Source organism: Pseudomonas baetica (assembly GCF_019733355.1).
GTDB classification, from domain to species: domain Bacteria; phylum Pseudomonadota; class Gammaproteobacteria; order Pseudomonadales; family Pseudomonadaceae; genus Aquipseudomonas; species Aquipseudomonas baetica_A.
In genome coordinates, this window is record NZ_JAIHLQ010000003.1 from 147,633 (window position 1) to 164,851 (window position 17,219).

The following is a 17,219-nucleotide window of genomic DNA, read 5'->3' on the forward strand; positions in this document are numbered from 1 at the left end:
CTCTATGATGGCATCGGTTAGCCAGTGCGGGGCATTGTAAGGTGCACGCCGCCTGATTAGACTGCGCCGAAACTCGTACACACAGCCCTTTCAAGGACTTATATGATCAAGAAATGCTTGTTCCCAGCAGCCGGTTACGGTACTCGCTTCCTGCCAGCGACTAAAGCCATGCCTAAAGAAATGCTGCCGGTGGTAAACAAGCCACTGATCCAGTACGGCGTTGAAGAAGCTCTGGACGCTGGCCTGACGGAAATCTCGATCGTTACTGGTCGTGGCAAGCGCGCTCTGGAAGACCACTTCGACATCAGTTACGAACTGGAAAACCAGATCAAAGGCACCGACAAGGAAAAATACCTGGTCGGCATCCGCAAATTGCTGGACGAGTGCTCGTTCTCCTACACTCGTCAGACCGAAATGAAAGGTCTGGGCCACGCGATCCTCACCGGTCGCCCGCTGATCGGCGACGAACCGTTTGCCGTGGTGCTGGCGGACGACCTGTGTGTCAACCTTGAAGGCGATGGTGTACTGACCCAGATGGTCAAGCTGTACAAGCAGTTCCGCTGCTCGATCGTGGCCATCCAGGAAGTCGATCCGCAAGAAACCAACAAGTACGGCGTGATCTCCGGCGAGATGATTCGCGACGACATCTACCGCGTTCACAGCATGGTCGAGAAGCCAAAGCCGGAAGACGCTCCGTCGAACCTGGCGATCATCGGTCGCTACATCCTGACTCCGGACATCTTCGACCTGATCGAGCAAACCGAGCCAGGCAAGGGTGGCGAAATTCAGATCACCGATGCTTTGATGAAACAAGCCCAGAACGGCTGCGTGATGGCCTACAAGTTCAAAGGCAAGCGTTTCGACTGCGGTGGCGCTGAAGGCTACATCGACGCGACGAACTTCTGCTTTGAAAACTTCTACAAAACTGGCAAGGCTTACTGATAGCGTTTGATCGGCCTGTACGAAAAAGCCACCTTCGGGTGGCTTTTTCATTTTGCGCCCTTATATCGATGGCAATGCTTGCCCAATGGGTGTCTACGGGTATGCTGATTGCCAGCCGAGGAGATAGAAATGGCCTACGATTTTGACCTTTATGTGATTGGTGCCGGTTCCGGTGGTGTGCGGGCTGCGCGGTTTGCGGCCGGTTTTGGTGCAAAAGTGGCCGTGGCCGAGAGCCGTTATCTGGGCGGTACTTGTGTCAACGTCGGCTGCGTGCCGAAAAAACTGTTGGTGTACGGGGCGCATTTCGCCGAAGACTTCGAGCAGGCATCCGGTTTCGGCTGGAGTCTGGGTGAGGCCAGTTTCGATTGGGCAACGCTGATTGCCAACAAGGATCGCGAGATCAATCGCCTGAACGGCATTTATCGCAATTTACTGGTCAACAGCGGTGTGACCCTGCATGAAGCTCATGCCAGGATCGTTGGTCCGCATGAGGTTGAAGTCGATGGAAAGCGCTTTACTGCAAAAAATATCCTGATTGCCACGGGCGGCTGGCCGCACATCCCGCAGATTCCGGGGCACGAACATGCGATTGGCTCCAATGAGGCGTTTTTCCTCAAAGAGTTGCCTAAACGCGTATTGGTGGTGGGCGGCGGTTACATCGCGGTCGAGTTCGCTGGCATCTTCCATGGCCTGGGTGCAGACACGACGCTGCTGTATCGCGGCGATCTGTTCTTGCGTGGCTTCGATGGCGCGGTTCGCAAGCATTTGCAGGAAGAGCTGACCAAGCGTGGGCTGGATCTGCAATTCAATGCCGATATCGCGAGCATCGAAAAACAGGTTGACGGCAGCTTGAAAGCCACCCTCAAGGATGGGCGCGTCCTTGAAGCGGACTGTATTTTCTACGCCACCGGTCGTCGTCCGATGCTGGACAATCTGGGGTTGGAAAACACCGACGTGCAGCTCAATGACAAAGGTTTCATCAAGGTCGATGAGCAGTACCAGACCACTGAGCCTTCGATTCTGGCGCTGGGCGACGTGATTGGTCGCGTGCAACTCACGCCCGTGGCATTGGCCGAAGGTATGGCAGTGGCGCGTCGCCTGTTCAAGCCGGAGCAATACCGTCCGGTGGATTACAAGATGATCCCGACGGCGGTGTTCAGTCTGCCGAACATCGGTACGGTCGGCTTGACCGAAGAGGAGGCCCGAGAGGCGGGCCACGAAGTGGTGATTTACGAAAGCCGCTTCCGGCCAATGAAGCTGACTCTGACCGAGTGTCAGGAGAAAACGCTGATGAAGCTGGTGGTCGACGGCAAGACCGACAAAGTGCTCGGTTGCCATATGGTTGGCCCGGATGCCGGCGAAATCGTGCAGGGGCTGGCGATTGCGTTGAAGGCTGGCGCCACCAAGCGTGACTTCGACGACACGATCGGGGTTCACCCGACGGCCGCCGAAGAGTTTGTCACCATGCGTACACCGGTCGGCGCTTAAGCGTCTTTCGGTTTGGCCGAGTCTGGCGCTGCCGCAACGGTAGCCGCCAGGCGCAGGCTGTCTTCCAGGCTCGCCTGAGTCTCGGTCAACTCCTTTTCCAGTGACTGATTAAGCAACGTCTGTTCTTCGACGCTCTGCTTGAGTGTCTGACTTTCCAGTGATGCCACGCGCAAGCGTTCCTGGAGGAGGGTGCGTTCGCTGTCGACCCGGGTGGCCTGCTCCAGCAATTGGTCCTGACGCTGATTGCTCTGTTTGAGCTGCTCCTGCATCAGGCTCAATTCGCGCTGGGTGCCACGGTTCTCGGTGAGCAGGCGCTCGTTGTCGCGGTGTAGCTGAGTAATTTCGTCCTGTCGAACCAGCGCGCTTTGCTGTGCTTGGCGCAGCTCTGCCTGTAACTGCTGCACCTGGCCTTCGTGGCGGCTCTGTTCCTGCTCACGCTGTTCTTTGGTGGCGTTGCGGTAATGCTCCAGCGCGTCGCGGGCATGCAGGTGTTTTTCTTCCAGCGAGCGAATCTGCTCGTCCTTGTCCTGTAAGCGCAATTCAAAGTCGGCCAATGCCTGATTCAGACCGGCATTGCGGGTTTGCTCGGTTTGCAGCATCGAGCGGGTGTTGCCCAGCGCTTCCGATTCGCGCTCCAGTGCGGCGCCTTGAATCTCGTGCTGATGCTCCAGTTGCTCTAGAGCATGGCGAGTCTGTTTCAGTTCGGATTCGAGTGCCTCGCGTTGCTCCTCAAACTGCTCACGAGCCTGTTCGATAGGTTCTTGCGCCTGCTCTTTAAGGCGCTGAGCAAGGCGTGAAACCAGTGCTGTGAGCTCGTCATCAATTGGTTCAGCCGATGCTTCGATCGGCTGGGCGCCGTCATCCAGTTCCTTCAAATAGCGATGGATCGTGGTTTTCGAACCGGTGTTACCCATTTCAATGCGTACGGCATCGATGCTCGGGTGTTCGCCTCGGGCCAGGATCGCTGTTCGCGCGATTTGAACCAGCGCTTTGGTAATGCCGCCACGGGCCATGTTAGCTCCTACGGTTATGTACTGTGGTACATGCCACAAAAGTACGCAGTGTACCATGTCAAAAATAAAGATAAATCTCTGGTATTTAAGACGCGGGATATTCTGGTATTACCCAGTGTCAGGTGATTAAATCCGCTCTTTGATCTCCGAATCAGTACGCCAGCGAGAAAACAGCCCATGAGCGATCTGGATCGCTATCTTCAAGCCGCTACCCGTGACAACACCCGCCGCAGTTATCGTGCGGCTATCGAGCATTTCGAAGTGAGCTGGGGCGGATTTCTGCCGGCCACGGCCGACAACGTTGCGCGGTATCTGGTCGAGCATGCAGGCGTGCTGTCGATCAATACGCTCAAGCTGCGGTTGTCGGCGCTGGCGCAGTGGCACAACAGCCAAGGTTTTGCCGACCCGACCAAAGCACCGGTAGTGCGTAAGGTGTTCAAGGGTATCCGCGCTTTGCACCCGGCCCAGGAGAAGCAAGCCGAACCTCTGCAGTTAAGGGATCTGGAGCGAGTCGTTGATTGGCTGGAGCAGGAGGCTAAAGCCGCGAAGGAAAAACAGGATCGACCGCAGTTGCTCAAGGCATACCGCGATCGCGCGTTGATTCTGCTTGGCTTCTGGCGTGGTTTTCGCAGTGATGAATTGTGCCGCTTGCAGATTGAACATGTGCAGGCGCAGGCCGGCAGCGGCATTACGCTGTATCTGCCGCGCAGCAAGAGTGATCGGGAAAACCTCGGGCAAACGTATCAAACCCCGGCACTTTTGAAGTTGTGCCCGGTTCAGGCTTACATCGATTGGCTCAACGAAGCCGCTTTGGTGCGCGGCCCGGTTTTCCGTGGCATCGACCGTTGGGGCAATCTGTGCGAGGAGGGCTTGCACGCCAACAGTGTGATACCGCTGTTGCGTCAGGCGCTTGAGCGCGCCGGGATCGCTGCCGAGGGTTACACCAGTCACTCTCTGCGTCGCGGTTTTGCGACCTGGGCTCACCAAAGTGGCTGGGATCTGAAGTCTTTGATGAGTTACGTCGGCTGGAAGGACATGAAGTCAGCCATGCGCTATGTTGAAGCCAGCCCCTTTCAAGGGATGGCCCGGATTACGGATAAGCCGCTGTCGCCCTAGATATCGTTTTCTTCTATTAATACAGTCCGCTAATAGCGAAAACAAATCAGCAGCATCAGGTTTGCCAATGAGCCATCCGTCGAGTGAGTGGGTAGGATTCACCCCATCAACTTCATAACCCCTGACGGAGAGTCATCAATGCCTATCATCAACAGCCAAGTAAAACCGTTCAAAGCTACCGCGTTCAAAAACGGCGACTTCGTTCAAGTCTCGGACGCTGATCTGAAAGGCAAGTGGTCGGTCGTATTCTTCTACCCGGCCGACTTCACCTTCGTTTGCCCAACCGAGCTGGAAGACCTGGCTGACAACTACGCTGCCTTCCAGAAACTGGGCGTAGAGATCTACAGCGTTTCCACCGATACCCACTTTGCTCACGCGGCTTGGCACAACACCTCGCCAGCCATCGGCAAAATCCAATACACCATGATCGGCGACCCGACCCAGGTTATCTCCCGCAACTTCGACGTGTTGATCGAAGAAGCTGGCCTGGCTGACCGTGGCACCTTCGTGATCAATCCAGAAGGCCAGATCAAAATCGTTGAACTGAACGATGGCGGCGTTGGCCGAGACGCTTCCGAACTGCTGCGCAAAATCAAAGCCGCTCAGTACGTTGCAGCTCACCCAGGCGAAGTTTGCCCTGCCAAATGGAAAGAAGGCGAGGCCACTCTGGCTCCGTCCCTGGACCTGGTCGGCAAGATCTAAGTCTGTGACACGCAACTCAGGGCGGGACTCCGCACCTACTTAAGTAAGCTGCACCGCCCAATAGAAAAGCCCGGGCGAGTTTCGCTCGGGCTTTTTTTCGCCTCAAATAAAGGAAATCGCCCGTATGTTGGACGCCAATCTTAAAGCCCAGTTGAAATCGTACCTGGAACGGGTCACCCAACCGATCGAGATCGTTGCTTCTCTCGACGACGGTGCGAAATCCCGTGAAATGCTTGAACTGCTCAAAGACGTTGCCAGTCTTTCGAGCCAAATTACCCTGATCGACAGCGGTGATGACGCACGCAAACCGTCTTTCTCGATCAACCGCCCGGGTGCCGACATCAGTCTGCGTTTCGCTGGCATCCCGATGGGCCACGAATTCACCTCGCTGGTGCTGGCCTTGCTGCAAGTCGGCGGCCACCCTTCGAAAGCCAGTGTTGAAGTGATCGAGCAGATCCGTTCGCTCAAAGGCGAGTTCAGCTTCGAGACTTACTTCTCGCTGTCCTGCCAGAACTGCCCGGACGTGGTCCAGGCACTGAACTTGATGGCCGTGCTCAACCCTGACATTCGCCACGTCGCCATCGACGGCGCGCTGTTCCAGGAAGAAGTCAACGATCGCAAGATCATGGCGGTGCCGAGCATCTACCTCAACGGTGAGAATTTCGGTCAGGGCCGCATGGGGCTGGAAGAAATTCTCGCCAAACTCGACACTGGCGCCATCGAGCGTCAGGCCGAGAAAATCAGCGCCAAAGAAACCTTTGATGTGCTGGTGGTCGGCGGTGGCCCGGCCGGCGCTTCGGCTGCTATCTATGCTGCGCGTAAAGGCATTCGTACTGGCGTTGCCGCCGAGCGTTTCGGCGGTCAGGTGCTGGACACCATGGCTATCGAGAACTTCATTTCCGTACAGGAGACTGAAGGCCCGAAACTGGCTACGGCCCTGGAAGAGCACGTTAAACAGTACGACGTCGACATCATGAACCTGCAACGCGCCGACAAGTTGATTGCGGGCAAAAACGGCGAGCTGCATGAAGTCCGTTTCGCCAGCGGCGCGACTCTCAAAGCCAAGAGTGTGATCCTGGCGACCGGCGCGCGGTGGCGTGAAATGAACGTGCCGGGCGAGCAGCAATACAGAAACAAAGGCGTGGCGTACTGCCCGCACTGCGATGGCCCGCTGTTCAAAGGCAAGCGCGTAGCGGTAATTGGTGGCGGTAACTCCGGTGTTGAGGCAGCCATCGATCTGGCCGGTATCGTGTCTCATGTGACGCTGCTGGAGTTCGACGTACAACTGCGTGCTGACGCTGTGTTGCAGCGCAAACTTCACAGTCTGTCGAACGTGACCGTCATTACCAGTGCGCAAACTACTGAAGTGACAGGCGATGGACAGAAGGTCAATGGCTTGCGTTACAAGGATCGTCAGACTGACGAGTTGCGTACTGTCGAGCTGGAAGGGATCTTTGTACAAATCGGTCTGTTGCCCAACACCGACTGGCTCAAAGGCACCATCGAGTTGTCGCCGCGTGGCGAGATCATTGTCGATAACCGTGGGGAAACGTCGATTCCCGGCATCTTCGCTGCGGGTGATGTGACCACTGTGCCGTACAAGCAGATCGTGATCGCGGTGGGCGAGGGCGCCAAGGCTTCGCTGAGTGCTTTCGATCACTTGATCCGCACTTCGGCTCCGGCGTAAACGCCCGGCCTGAAAACACCAAACCAGTGTGGGAGCGGCTTGCTCGCGAAAGCGTCCGTACAGTCAGCATCATTGCTGAATGACACACCGCATTCGCGAGCAAGCCCGTTCTCACAGGTGTTTGGGGCTATTGAGTTACATAGGCGCTGGCTGAATGATCTCGACCCAGTAGCCGTCCGGATCCTTGATGAACGCCAGACTTTTCATGCGGCCATCGCTCAGGCGCTTCTGGAAGTCGCAGCCCAGCTCTTCGAAGCGTGCGCAGGCAGCAACGATGTCTGGCACCGAGATGCAGATGTGACCAAAGCCACGCGGATCAGTGTTGCCATTGTGGTAAGCAAAGTCAGCGTCGTTTTCGGTGCCGTGGTTGTGCGTCAGTTCCAGAATGCCCGGGATCGACTTCATCCATTCGGTGCGGGCGGCGGCATCGGCCGGGATCTGCGCCTTGTCGACCAGTGCGAGGAAATACAGGCTGAACTCGGCGTCCGGGAAGTCACGTTTTTCAACCAGCGAAAAACCCAGCACGCGGGTGTAGAAGTCCAGCGAGCGGGTAATGTCTTTTACACGCAGCATGGTGTGGTTGAAGACGAAGTTGCGGGTTGCGCTGTCTGGCGTGGCGGTGACGCCGGGGAAGGTGTTCAGTTCGTTGAGGCTCATGGGCCCTCCAATAACGATGGGGCGAGTGTATGGGCGCAATGATACGCATGCCTGTCAGCATCGCCAAATGAAAGGGCAGGCTTGCCCTCCGTGCAGGCGGGGCTCAGACTTTGCCGTTCAATCTGCGAGTGTGTCCGGCAATGATCCGACTGTTCAAATCCATGTTTGTTTACTTTGTCTTTTCGCTAATCGCCATGAGCGTTTTCGCTGGCGAGCCCGATATCACTTGGCCCGCAGGCTGGGAGGTCGAAGCGCTGACTGATGTGGCACCACAGGTTTCCCGTCAGCGGGCGGTCAAGAACGATGCCGATGGCAATCAGGTGATGGTGATGGAACTCACGATGACTCGGGTCGAATCGGGTCATCAGGTTAACTTGCAGGGTGTGTTGCTGGAAATGCGCAAGTCGATACAAAAAGACTTTTTCCAAGGGGGGTATCAGAGTGTCTGCAATAAGGTGCATACGACGATGCTTGGTGCTTTGTCTGCGCTGGAGACGACTTGCACAGTGACCGAAAACGGCCGGCATGTGTTATCGCAAACGCTGGTGGCGGCGGTCGACGCGGATAAGGCTTATGTACTTTCCTATGCCGGCCAGGCGCAGGTTTATAAAGCAAGCGCGGATGAGATCGTGGCGGTGAGAAACAGCCTGAAACTTTAAGTTCCTGTACTTTTCAAGGCTTGGTTAGATACCCGAAGGGATTAAGCATAAAGTTTAATGATGGCCATTTTCGCAACATTGCGCGGCAAAATGTTTAGGTCCCTTGGCTCGGGGAGGTTATAGAAAGCTCGCAACTTGCACGATGAAATTCATTTCATTTGTTAGATATTGTCAATAAAAAAGCCCCGCATGAGGCAGGGCTTGTTTGTTGGCGAGGGATTAACCGCGCAACCAGGAATCAACGGTGGCTGCACCGTATTGTTCCTTCCAGGCTTTAAGGCCGCGGTGGTTGCCGCCCTTGGTCTCGATCAGTTCGCCGGTGTGCGGATTCTGATAGACCTTGACCACGCGAGCGCGGCGGGTTTTAGGGGCTGCAGTAGTTTGCAGACCGGATTTTGCCGGATTCGGATCGAGAATGGCGATGATGTCTCTCAGGCCTTTGCCGTAGGTTTTCATCAGCCCTTGGAGCTTTTCTTCGAATTCGATTTCTTTCTTGAGCCCGGCATCGTTCTTCAGCGATTCCAGCTGCTTGAGCTGTTCCTGAAGGGCCTTTTCAGCTGCACGAAATTCAGCGAGTCTGGACAATATCTTTACTCCAATAGTGTGTTTGGCTGATACCAACCGCAAACAAAGCTAAAAGCCAAGAGCCTTGTAGCGACTCGGTGATAATTGGCTCACCTGCCAATCTTGCACAGGCAAGAAAAATTGTAGTTGTTAATGCCTCAGGAGTAAATCCTGACGTTGTACTTATGTAACAACAGTGGTCTTTTGTATCAATTTGGTGCGCCTTGTCGGCGCGTCACGCTTAATCTCTGGCTAGTTAATGGTGACTTAATGCACTAATGAAGTCTGCCGCCGGCATGGGTTTGCCATAGAGATAGCCCTGCAGGAAGTTGACGTTGTGCGCAGTCAGGTAGTCGGCCTGCGCCTGAGTTTCGACACCTTCGGCAACAATGCCCAGATCCAGCTTGGCCGAGAGTTCGATGATGGTATCGAGAATATGCCGTGAGAGCGCATCGACGCCGATCATGGCGACGAAGCTCTGATCGATCTTGAGGAAATCCACATTGAATTTGCGCAAATAACCCAGACTTGAATGACCGGTGCCGAAATCGTCGATGGCGATCATCACGCCCATGGCGTTCAGTTGTTCAAACAGTTGTCGTGTTGTCTCGGTGGGCTCGATCAGCTCGCGTTCTGTTAACTCCAGCACCAGGTTGATGCTCCCGGGTGCGAAGGCGGTGAGAAATTCGCGGCAGTCTTCCACCAGTTCCAGATCCTGACAATGGCTTGCCGTGATGTTGATACCGATATGAAACGGTGTGGTGAAGGTCGATGACGGTGGTCCGAGCAACGCCGCTGTCTGTCGCATCAAAGCGCGGGTCATTGGCACGATCAAGCCCGAGTGTTCGGCGAACGGGATAAACAGATCTGGACGCACCAGGCCTTCTTTTGGATGGTTCCAGCGCATCAACACCTCGGCGCCCGACCACTTTTTGCTCTCGCCATGAACCACTGGCTGGAAGTACGCAATGAACTCGCCGGCATCCAAGGCCCGGAGCATTTCGTGGCTCGGCGAGGTGGCGCGTTTTTGCAGGACATGGCTGATCGCGCCCGAGACCACGCCAAAGAACATCAGCAGGCTGAACAGCGGCGGGTATTCGTGGGTCATATAGCGCCAGACTTCACCTTCGGGATAGCCCGCCGACACACTGAATGCGTAGCGCGAAGAGTCGAGCTTGCTCTGCGCTACCGGCAGCACGGGGAGGGCGCCGTTGTGTACCTCGCCATTGGCGGACAGCCAGCTATCGCCCACTTGCAGTAACAGCAACCTCTGCCGGCCAATCAACCGCAGCACGTTGCTCAGGTGATAGCCGTCGAGTGTCGTCAATGCACTGCCACGACCTTCGCTGAGTCGATACACCAGCAGCGCAGTATTCGGTGTCACCGGGTTGCCGTTCATCAACCACAACTTGCCTTGTGTGTAATCGCCAGCATTGACGGCTTCCTCATAGTCGCCGAACAACGAACTGCAATAGAGGTTGTGGTCCCAGACAAGATTGGTCGAGCGCACGAAGGGGCGGCGGGTGACTTGCTCGCGCAGGGCCAGTTTGACGTCTTCACAGCGCTGGCCGGCCAGCGGCAATAACTCGCGGGCCGCCTGAGCAGTGTTGTCGAGCATCAGTTCAAACTGCCGCAATGCCTCTTCGGCGGTCTGCTGTGAGCCCTGCTGGAGGGTACGTTCGGCCTGCAGGTAAAGAATCACGCTGCCCAGCAACACGGGAAGCAGGCCGCAGAGCAATGTCACGGCAATACGGGTGCTACGTTTGCGGCGAGATCTGACGGTTAACGGCATGGGCGCATCCTGTGGCTAAAAAATGGGGCTCTCGAATGCAGGCCGGGCATCGGTGCAACGCTTGCAAACAGTTTGTTCAGGGGATGATAGATGGCGGATAACGCTTGTGCAGCCAGCCCGGTAAAGCCAGTGCTGTTCTGTGCGCCGCAACAGACCTCTTGCATCGCCCGCAGAAAAGCGGATTTTATAGAGAGGGCAGACAACCCGATTTACGCTGTGTAGAATCGGTTTACGCATACAATAATAATCGTCTTCTGGCAGCAGAAGCCTCGCCCGCAAGAGCCTTGGGTCGACAATGAAGATATTCGGGTTTCAACTGATCTACGGTGACTTCCTCGCCCGCAGCGTGCGTGGCATCTCCTGCGCCCCGCCCACCGTTCTCAGCATTACTGACAAATAACTCTGGTTAATTTGATAAGAATGATGAGGCGTCACCATGGCAGATTTATACGAAAACCCAATGGGCCTGATGGGCTTTGAATTCATCGAGCTCGCTTCGCCTGTACCTGGCACCCTGGAGCCGATCTTCGAGATCATGGGCTTCACCAAAGTCGCGACCCACCGCTCCAAGAACGTACACCTGTATCGTCAGGGCGCGATCAATCTGATTCTCAATAACGAACCGAACAGCGTTGCGTCGTACTTCGCGGCCGAGCACGGCCCGTCGGTGTGCGGCATGGCGTTCCGGGTCAAGGATTCGCAAAAAGCCTACAACCGCGCACTGGAACTCGGCGCTCAGCCGATCCACATCGAAACAGGTCCGATGGAGCTGAACCTTCCGGCGATCAAAGGCATTGGCGGCGCGCCGCTGTACCTGATCGACCGTTTCGGCGAAGGCAGCTCGATCTACGACATCGATTTTGTGTTTATCGAAGGCGTTGATCGCAACCCGGTCGGTGCCGGCCTGAAGATCATCGACCACCTGACCCACAACGTGTATCGCGGTCGCATGGCCTACTGGGCGAACTTCTACGAGAAGCTGTTCAACTTCCGCGAGATCCGTTACTTCGACATCAAGGGCGAATACACCGGCCTGACCTCCAAAGCCATGACCGCCCCGGACGGCATGATCCGCATCCCGCTGAACGAAGAATCGTCCAAGGGCGCCGGGCAGATTGAAGAGTTCCTGATGCAGTTCAACGGCGAGGGCATCCAGCACGTCGCGTTCCTCTCCGACGACCTGATCAAGACCTGGGATCACCTGAAAAAAATCGGCATGCGCTTCATGACCGCGCCGCCGCAAACGTACTACGAGATGCTCGAAGGCCGTCTGCCGAACCACGGCGAACCGGTTGATCAATTGCAGTCGCGTGGCATTCTGCTCGACGGTTCGTCGGAGCAGGGCGACAAGCGCTTGCTGCTGCAGATCTTCTCGGAAACCCTGATGGGCCCGGTGTTCTTCGAATTCATCCAGCGTAAAGGCGACGATGGTTTCGGCGAGGGTAACTTCAAGGCGCTGTTCGAATCGATCGAGCGTGATCAGGTGCGTCGTGGTGTGCTCGCCACTGAGTAATACGCAACTGAAATGAAAAATCCCGGCCTGCAGTGATGCAGGGCCGGGATTTTTTTGTGCTGGATTTAAGATCTGCGTTGGCGCATCAGGTGTTTAAAACCTTCGAAGATCAACACCAGTACAGCCAGCCAGATCGGAATGTAAGTCAGCCACTCACCCGACTTGATGCTCTCACCGAGCAACAGCGCCACACCGAGCAGCAACACCGGCTCCACATAACTCAACAACCCAAACAGACTGAACGGCAATAAACGGCTGGCAATGATGTACACCACCAATGCCGAAGCACTGATCAGGCCCAACAACGGAATCAGCCACAGCAGCCCCGGGTATTGATCGAACACAGCAAAACCCTGCTCGCCGCCGTGCACAAACCAGTAGGCAACCGGCAGCATCAGGCTCATGTCGACCCACAGCCCGCCGAGGTTGTCGGTGTTCAGGTATTTGCGTAGCACGAAGTACAGCGGATAACCGACCACGACCACCAGTGTTGCCCAGGAAAAACCGCCTACCTGATACAGCTCGTTCAATACGCCCAGACTTGCGAAGAATACCGCCACTTTTTGCAGGTGCGACAGGCTTTCGCCGTAGGCAATCCGCCCGGTCAGTACCATCGCCAGTGGCAGCAGGAAGTAACCCAGTGACACATCAAGACTGTAGCCGTTGAGCGGCGCCCACATGAACAGCCATAACTGCACGCCGAGCAGGGCGGCCGAGACGAACAGCCCGGCGATCAGTTTCGGCTTCGATGCCATCAGGCGAACCAACTCCAGCCCCCGACGCCATTCGCCGGACACCAGCATGAATACGGTCATGCACGGCACGGTCAGCAGCATTCGCCAGCCAAAAATCTCCACGCCACTCAACGGGGTGAGCAGCGAAGTGTAGTAATACATGACGGCAAACAGCACCGAGGCTGAAACCGATAAAGCGATACCTTTAGACAAACTGTCCTCGCGGGTGGGTGATCAAACGGGGCGCGAAGGATACGTGGTTTTTGTGCTGAATATTGATCGGGCGCTCATTATTTCCCACACATTACAAAACCTGTGGGAGTCGGCTTGCCAGCGATAAGGCCAGAACATTCAAATCATGTGTTGAATGTGCAACTGCTATCGCGGGCAAGCTCCCACAGGAATCTTGGGGGCAGCATAGTCCGTAGAACGATGCGAAGATTCTAGGCCTGATGCGGTTGACGCCCCGATACAAAATGGCTCACATCATTGAACCCCGGTGTCGATGAATGCCCCGGCGTCACCAGCGAATCGATAAACGCCTCATCCTCCGCCGTGATCTTCACCGCCTGCGCCTTGGTGTACGCATCCCATTGCGCCTCGGTTCGTGGCCCGACAATCGCCGACGTTACCGCGCTGTTGTTCAACACCCAGGCAATCGCAAATTCAACCATCCCGACCCCGCGCTGTTCGGTGTACTGGTGAATTTGCTGGGCAATGCGCAACGACTCCACGCGCCATTCGGTTTCCAGAATGCGTTTGTCCTGACGCCCGGCGCGGCTGTTGGCGTCGGGTTTCACGTCCGGCGCGTATTTGCCACTGAGAACGCCACGGGCCAGCGGGCTATAGGGCACCACCCCCAAGCCATAGGTTTGCGCAGCCGTGATTTGCTCAGCCTCGGCCTGACGGTTGACGATGTTGTACAGCGGCTGGCTGATCACCGGGCGATCGACGCCGAGGTTGTCAGCGATGCGAATCACCTCGGCAATCCGCCAGCCCCGGTAGTTCGACAGGCCCCAGTAACGAATCTTGCCCTGACGGATCAGATCGCCAATCGCCGACACGGTGACTTCCAGCGGCGTGTTGTGGTCTTCGCGGTGCAGGTAATAGATGTCGAGATAGTCAGTGGCCAGACGCGTCAGGCTGGCATCGAGGCCGTTGAAGATGTGTTTGCGGCTTAAACCGCTGCGGTTCGGCACACCGTCCACCGGGCCAAAACCGACCTTGCTCGCCAATACCCAGTCATGCCGATGGCGGGCAATCGCTTCGCCGACGATTTCCTCCGAGCGACCTTGGGTGTAGACGTCTGCGGTGTCGATGAAGTTGATGCCCTGATTCCACGCCTTGTCGATGATGCGCAGCGACTCCTCGGTGCTGGTCTGTTCGCCAAACATCATCGTGCCGAGGGTGAGGGTGGACACCTGCAAACCCGAGTGCCCCAGTGTGCGATAGCTCATGCCGAAATCCTTTTGTCGGTGGGAAAGCCAATCAAATACCAGAACCATCGGATGCGGCAAAGTGAATTATCGACTCAACCCAAGGCAGCGTTCCCGTAAAAATGCCTGCAACACCCTGACCCTTTCCGATACCTGCAGTCGATGCGGGCACAGTAAATTGAACGGCACGCTTTCACCCTGCCAGTCATCAAACAGCGTTACCAACCGCCCGGCGCGCACGTCTTCGGCAACGTCTAGCCAGGCTTTGTAGGCGATGCCATGGCCGGCCAATGCCCAGCGGCGGGCGACTTCGCCGTCGTCGCTGAGGTAATCACCATCAACATCGACGTCCAGCACTTGATCGCCGCGACTGAAGTGCCAAGTGTTATAGGGCCCGCCATTACGCAAGTAGAGCAGGGCGCTGTGTTCACTTAATTCAGTCGGGGAGTGCGGGGTGCCATGTCGGGCCAGATAGTCGGGGCTGGCGCAGGCAACGCGCCGATGCTGGGGCACAATGGGTAGCGCCACCAGCGTCGAATCACTTGGCACGCCGAAGCGCAGTGCGACGTCCACGGTTTCGCGAAACAGATCCGCATGCCGGTCGTTGAGCAGCAGTTGCAGTCGAATATTGGGGTGCGCGCGCTTGAAATCATCCAGCCACGGCAGTAACACATTGCGCCCGAAGTCCGACGGCGCCGCCAGTTGCAGCACGCCGCTCAGGCCCTCGGTCTGCGGCTTGAGCGCCTGCTCACCCTCGGCCAGCGTCGCCAGTGCCAAGCGGACACTGTCCAGATAACGCCGGCCCTCTTCTGTCAGGCGCATGCTACGAGTGGAACGGGCGAGCAGGCGGGTGCCGAGGCGGGTTTCCAGGCGTTTCAACGCAATACTGGCGGCGGCCGGCGTCAGTTCCAGCGTGCGGGCAGCGGCGGAAATGCTGCCGGAATCGGCGACGCGGACGAAGATCTCCAGATCGAGAATCGAGCTCATTGATAAAAATCCTTTAAAGATCTTTGCGTTTTAGCCGGATTTTTCGGTGATTGGCAAGCGTGGATACTGCAATCAATGAACAATCGCAGGAGATGAGCATGGCCTGGACATTCGATCATCTGGCTTTCAACACCGCTGACGGCCAAGCGCTGCAAGACAATTTTCAAGCACTGCTCGGCCTCGCGCCGGGGCGTCGCCCACCGTTTCCGTTTCCCGGTCGCTGGCTCTATCAGGACGCGCAGGCCATGGTGCATGTGATCGAGCAACCGATGCTGGATGACACGGCGTTGAGCCATATCGCGTTTCGTACCGATGAGCCCGCAGAAGCCGTGTTGCAGCGGGTGCGTGAAAGTGGGTTGCCGTACCAATTGGCGCAAGTGCCTGAGGATGGCATCTGGCAGATTTTCGTGCAGATGCCGGGGGGTGTGGTGATTGAGTTGGATGCGATGCCCTGAAAGCAAAAGATCGCAGCAGGCTGCGATCTTTTGATCTGTACGATCTGATCAGGCACGCAGCGTGCGCGTCGTCCGCAACGCCAGCAAACTCCCGCCGACAATCACCCCGGCCAGCAGGTACAACGCCAAATCGGTCGAGCCCGTGCTGTCCTTGACCCAACCCACCAGATACGGGCTGAGGAACCCGGCCATCTGCCCCATCGAGTTGATCAACGCCAGACCACCCGCTGCCGCGCCTGCACTGAGCATCGCCGTCGGCACCGGCCAGAACATTGGCAGGCCGGTGAGGGCGCCCATGGTCGCGATGGTCAACCCCAGAATCGCAATCGCCGGGTTGGCGGCGAAATTCACCGCGATGATCAGACCGATAGCCCCCATCAGCATCGGCACCACCAGATGCCAGCGACGTTCTTTACGCAAGTCTGCCGAACGACCGACCATCAGCATAAACACCGCTGCCAGCAGATACGGGATCGCGCTCAGCCAGCCGATCACCAGGTTGTCGCTGAAACCGAGGTTCTTGATGATCGACGGCAGCCAGAAGTTGATCGCGTAGACGCCGCTCTGGATGCAGAAATAGATCAGGCCAAACGCCCAGATCGCCGGATTTTTGAACACTGCGATCAGCGAGTCCGAAGTGGTTTTCGGCTTGTTGGCCAGGTCTTCGGCCTGATCCGCTTCCAGCACAGAGCGCTCATGCGCGGTCAGCCATTTGGCAGTGGCAAAGTTGTCGCTGAGCAGGAAATACGCCAGCGCGCCCAGCACCACGGTCGGAATGCCTTGCAGCAGGAACATCCACTGCCAACCGGCCAAACCACCTTGTCCAGCGGCGAAGTGGTTGAGAATCCAACCCGAAAATGGGCTGCCGAGCAACCCGGAGACCGGGATCGCCGACATGAACAGCGCCATGATCCGGCCACGGCGGAAGGTGGGGAACCACTGCGAGAGGTACAACACCACGCCTGGGAAGAACCCGGCTTCAGCCGCACCGGTAAACAAACGTAAGGTGTAGAACTCGGTCGGTGTGGTGACGAACAACAGGCAGGTCGACAAGACGCCCCAGGTGATCATCATCACCGCGATCCAGCGCCGTGGCCCGAATTTGCTCAGCGCCAGGTTGCTCGGTACGCCGCACAGCACGTAGCCGATGAAGAAGATACCAGCACCGAGGCCGTACACGGTTTCGCTGAATTTCAGTGCATCAAGCATCTGCAGTTTGGCGAATCCAACGTTGATCCGGTCGAGGTAGTTGAACAAGTAGCAGATGAAAATGAAGGGGATTAAACGCAGGGTGACGCGTTTATAAACGGCATTTTTAACGTCATCGATGGTCTGGGTAGCTGCGGCGCTCTGCGACATAGCGGCTCTCTCTTTATTATGATTTTTTGCGATGCAACGGGTAACGTTGATCGCCCCGAGAGTCTCGGCCACCTGTGGCCGGATTGTCTTTGTGCCTGAGCACAGGGTTTACCGC

At 56.7% G+C, this 17,219-nt stretch carries 16 protein-coding genes; 8 read left to right on the forward strand and 8 right to left on the reverse strand.

Translation table 11 applies throughout. The features are described from left to right. Nucleotides 1–102 precede the first annotated feature (102 nt). Together galU and gorA are read left to right on the forward strand one after the other, a co-directional pair. Entirely contained in the window at nucleotides 103–942 is an 840-nt protein-coding gene (gene galU / locus K5E40_RS04130; RefSeq protein ID WP_105345983.1) for a UTP--glucose-1-phosphate uridylyltransferase GalU, read from the forward strand. Between the two features lie 129 nt (nucleotides 943–1,071). Next, nucleotides 1,072–2,430 carry a glutathione-disulfide reductase gene (gorA, locus tag K5E40_RS04135; protein ID WP_221729752.1) on the forward strand — a complete coding sequence of 453 codons (1,359 nt, stop codon included), beginning with the start codon at nucleotides 1,072–1,074 and terminating at the stop codon, nucleotides 2,428–2,430. Here gorA and K5E40_RS04140 read toward each other — a convergent pair. Beyond that, nucleotides 2,427–3,443: a DNA-binding protein gene (locus K5E40_RS04140; protein WP_221729753.1), complete on the reverse strand. Its 1,017-nt coding sequence runs from the start codon at nucleotides 3,441–3,443 to the stop codon at nucleotides 2,427–2,429. The two genes, gorA and K5E40_RS04140, sit on opposite strands and share 4 nt — an antisense overlap. Before the next feature lie 177 nt (nucleotides 3,444–3,620). Between K5E40_RS04140 and K5E40_RS04145 the strand changes: the two genes are divergently transcribed. The 3 genes from K5E40_RS04145 (at nucleotide 3,621) to ahpF (ending at nucleotide 6,948) form a co-directional block, all read left to right on the forward strand. Next, entirely contained in the window at nucleotides 3,621–4,559 is a 939-nt protein-coding gene (locus tag K5E40_RS04145; RefSeq protein WP_221729754.1) for a site-specific integrase, read from the forward strand. Nucleotides 4,560–4,697: 138 nt separating this feature from the next. Beyond that, nucleotides 4,698–5,261, forward strand: a complete 564-nt coding sequence (gene ahpC, locus K5E40_RS04150; protein ID WP_007958941.1) for an alkyl hydroperoxide reductase subunit C — start codon at nucleotides 4,698–4,700, stop codon at nucleotides 5,259–5,261. Between the two features lie 124 nt (nucleotides 5,262–5,385). Continuing rightward, nucleotides 5,386–6,948: an alkyl hydroperoxide reductase subunit F gene (gene ahpF, locus K5E40_RS04155; protein WP_221729755.1), complete on the forward strand. Its 1,563-nt coding sequence runs from the start codon at nucleotides 5,386–5,388 to the stop codon at nucleotides 6,946–6,948. Between the two features lie 135 nt (nucleotides 6,949–7,083). On the opposite strand, the gene gloA is transcribed toward ahpF, so the two are convergent. Further along, on the reverse strand, nucleotides 7,084–7,605 hold the full coding sequence (gloA, locus tag K5E40_RS04160) for a lactoylglutathione lyase (protein ID WP_221729756.1): 522 nt from the start codon (nucleotides 7,603–7,605) through the stop codon (nucleotides 7,084–7,086). Between the two features lie 140 nt (nucleotides 7,606–7,745). Between gloA and K5E40_RS04165 the strand changes: the two genes are divergently transcribed. Further along, the gene (locus K5E40_RS04165) at nucleotides 7,746–8,264 is read left to right on the forward strand and encodes a DUF4946 domain-containing protein (RefSeq protein WP_221729757.1); all 519 of its coding nucleotides are present in this window, start codon (nucleotides 7,746–7,748) and stop codon (nucleotides 8,262–8,264) included. 219 nt (nucleotides 8,265–8,483) lie between these two features. On the opposite strand, the gene K5E40_RS04170 is transcribed toward K5E40_RS04165, so the two are convergent. Together K5E40_RS04170 and K5E40_RS04175 are read right to left on the reverse strand one after the other, a co-directional pair. Then, on the reverse strand, nucleotides 8,484–8,849 hold the full coding sequence (locus K5E40_RS04170; protein ID WP_221729758.1) for a histone-like nucleoid-structuring protein, MvaT/MvaU family: 366 nt from the start codon (nucleotides 8,847–8,849) through the stop codon (nucleotides 8,484–8,486). Between the two features lie 235 nt (nucleotides 8,850–9,084). Continuing rightward, the gene (locus K5E40_RS04175) at nucleotides 9,085–10,620 is read right to left on the reverse strand and encodes a cyclic diguanylate phosphodiesterase (protein ID WP_221729759.1); all 1,536 of its coding nucleotides are present in this window, start codon (nucleotides 10,618–10,620) and stop codon (nucleotides 9,085–9,087) included. A gap of 436 nt (nucleotides 10,621–11,056) precedes the next feature. On the opposite strand from K5E40_RS04175, the gene hppD reads away from it, so the two are divergent. Further along, nucleotides 11,057–12,133 carry a 4-hydroxyphenylpyruvate dioxygenase gene (gene hppD / locus K5E40_RS04180; protein ID WP_221729760.1) on the forward strand — a complete coding sequence of 359 codons (1,077 nt, stop codon included), beginning with the start codon at nucleotides 11,057–11,059 and terminating at the stop codon, nucleotides 12,131–12,133. 65 nt (nucleotides 12,134–12,198) lie between these two features. On the opposite strand, the gene rarD is transcribed toward hppD, so the two are convergent. From rarD to K5E40_RS04195, 3 genes are all read right to left on the reverse strand, one after another. Next, the gene (gene rarD, locus K5E40_RS04185) at nucleotides 12,199–13,080 is read right to left on the reverse strand and encodes an EamA family transporter RarD (RefSeq protein WP_221729761.1); all 882 of its coding nucleotides are present in this window, start codon (nucleotides 13,078–13,080) and stop codon (nucleotides 12,199–12,201) included. Nucleotides 13,081–13,310: 230 nt separating this feature from the next. After that, nucleotides 13,311–14,324, reverse strand: a complete 1,014-nt coding sequence (locus tag K5E40_RS04190) for an aldo/keto reductase (protein WP_221729762.1) — start codon at nucleotides 14,322–14,324, stop codon at nucleotides 13,311–13,313. A 66-nt stretch (nucleotides 14,325–14,390) separates the two neighbouring features. Continuing rightward, complete coding sequence (locus K5E40_RS04195; RefSeq protein ID WP_221729763.1) at nucleotides 14,391–15,290, reverse strand: LysR family transcriptional regulator; 900 nt, start codon at nucleotides 15,288–15,290, stop codon at nucleotides 14,391–14,393. A gap of 98 nt (nucleotides 15,291–15,388) precedes the next feature. Here K5E40_RS04195 and K5E40_RS04200 point away from each other — a divergent pair, with 98 nt between their 5' ends. Continuing rightward, on the forward strand, nucleotides 15,389–15,745 hold the full coding sequence (locus tag K5E40_RS04200; protein WP_221729764.1) for a hypothetical protein: 357 nt from the start codon (nucleotides 15,389–15,391) through the stop codon (nucleotides 15,743–15,745). Nucleotides 15,746–15,793: 48 nt separating this feature from the next. Here K5E40_RS04200 and K5E40_RS04205 read toward each other — a convergent pair whose 3' ends face one another. Beyond that, entirely contained in the window at nucleotides 15,794–17,104 is a 1,311-nt protein-coding gene (locus K5E40_RS04205; RefSeq protein WP_221729765.1) for an MFS transporter, read from the reverse strand. Nucleotides 17,105–17,219 lie beyond the last annotated feature (115 nt).

Bases quoted from the DNA above. Each gene is read 5' to 3' on its own strand.
- gorA (WP_221729752.1), top strand. From the start codon at position 1,072: ATGGCCTACGATTTTGACCTTTATGTGATTGGTGCCGGTTCCGGTGGT.
- galU (WP_105345983.1), top strand. From the start codon at position 103: ATGATCAAGAAATGCTTGTTCCCAGCAGCCGGTTACGGTACTCGCTTC.
- ahpC (WP_007958941.1), top strand. From the start codon at position 4,698: ATGCCTATCATCAACAGCCAAGTAAAACCGTTCAAAGCTACCGCGTTC.
- K5E40_RS04190 (WP_221729762.1), bottom strand. From the start codon at position 14,324: ATGAGCTATCGCACACTGGGGCACTCGGGTTTGCAGGTGTCCACCCTC.
- K5E40_RS04200 (WP_221729764.1), top strand. From the start codon at position 15,389: ATGGCCTGGACATTCGATCATCTGGCTTTCAACACCGCTGACGGCCAA.
- K5E40_RS04195 (WP_221729763.1), bottom strand. From the start codon at position 15,290: ATGAGCTCGATTCTCGATCTGGAGATCTTCGTCCGCGTCGCCGATTCC.
- K5E40_RS04140 (WP_221729753.1), bottom strand. From the start codon at position 3,443: ATGGCCCGTGGCGGCATTACCAAAGCGCTGGTTCAAATCGCGCGAACA.
- K5E40_RS04145 (WP_221729754.1), top strand. From the start codon at position 3,621: ATGAGCGATCTGGATCGCTATCTTCAAGCCGCTACCCGTGACAACACC.
- gloA (WP_221729756.1), bottom strand. From the start codon at position 7,605: ATGAGCCTCAACGAACTGAACACCTTCCCCGGCGTCACCGCCACGCCA.
- K5E40_RS04175 (WP_221729759.1), bottom strand. From the start codon at position 10,620: ATGCCGTTAACCGTCAGATCTCGCCGCAAACGTAGCACCCGTATTGCC.
- ahpF (WP_221729755.1), top strand. From the start codon at position 5,386: ATGTTGGACGCCAATCTTAAAGCCCAGTTGAAATCGTACCTGGAACGG.
- hppD (WP_221729760.1), top strand. From the start codon at position 11,057: ATGGCAGATTTATACGAAAACCCAATGGGCCTGATGGGCTTTGAATTC.
- K5E40_RS04205 (WP_221729765.1), bottom strand. From the start codon at position 17,104: ATGTCGCAGAGCGCCGCAGCTACCCAGACCATCGATGACGTTAAAAAT.
- K5E40_RS04165 (WP_221729757.1), top strand. From the start codon at position 7,746: ATGATCCGACTGTTCAAATCCATGTTTGTTTACTTTGTCTTTTCGCTA.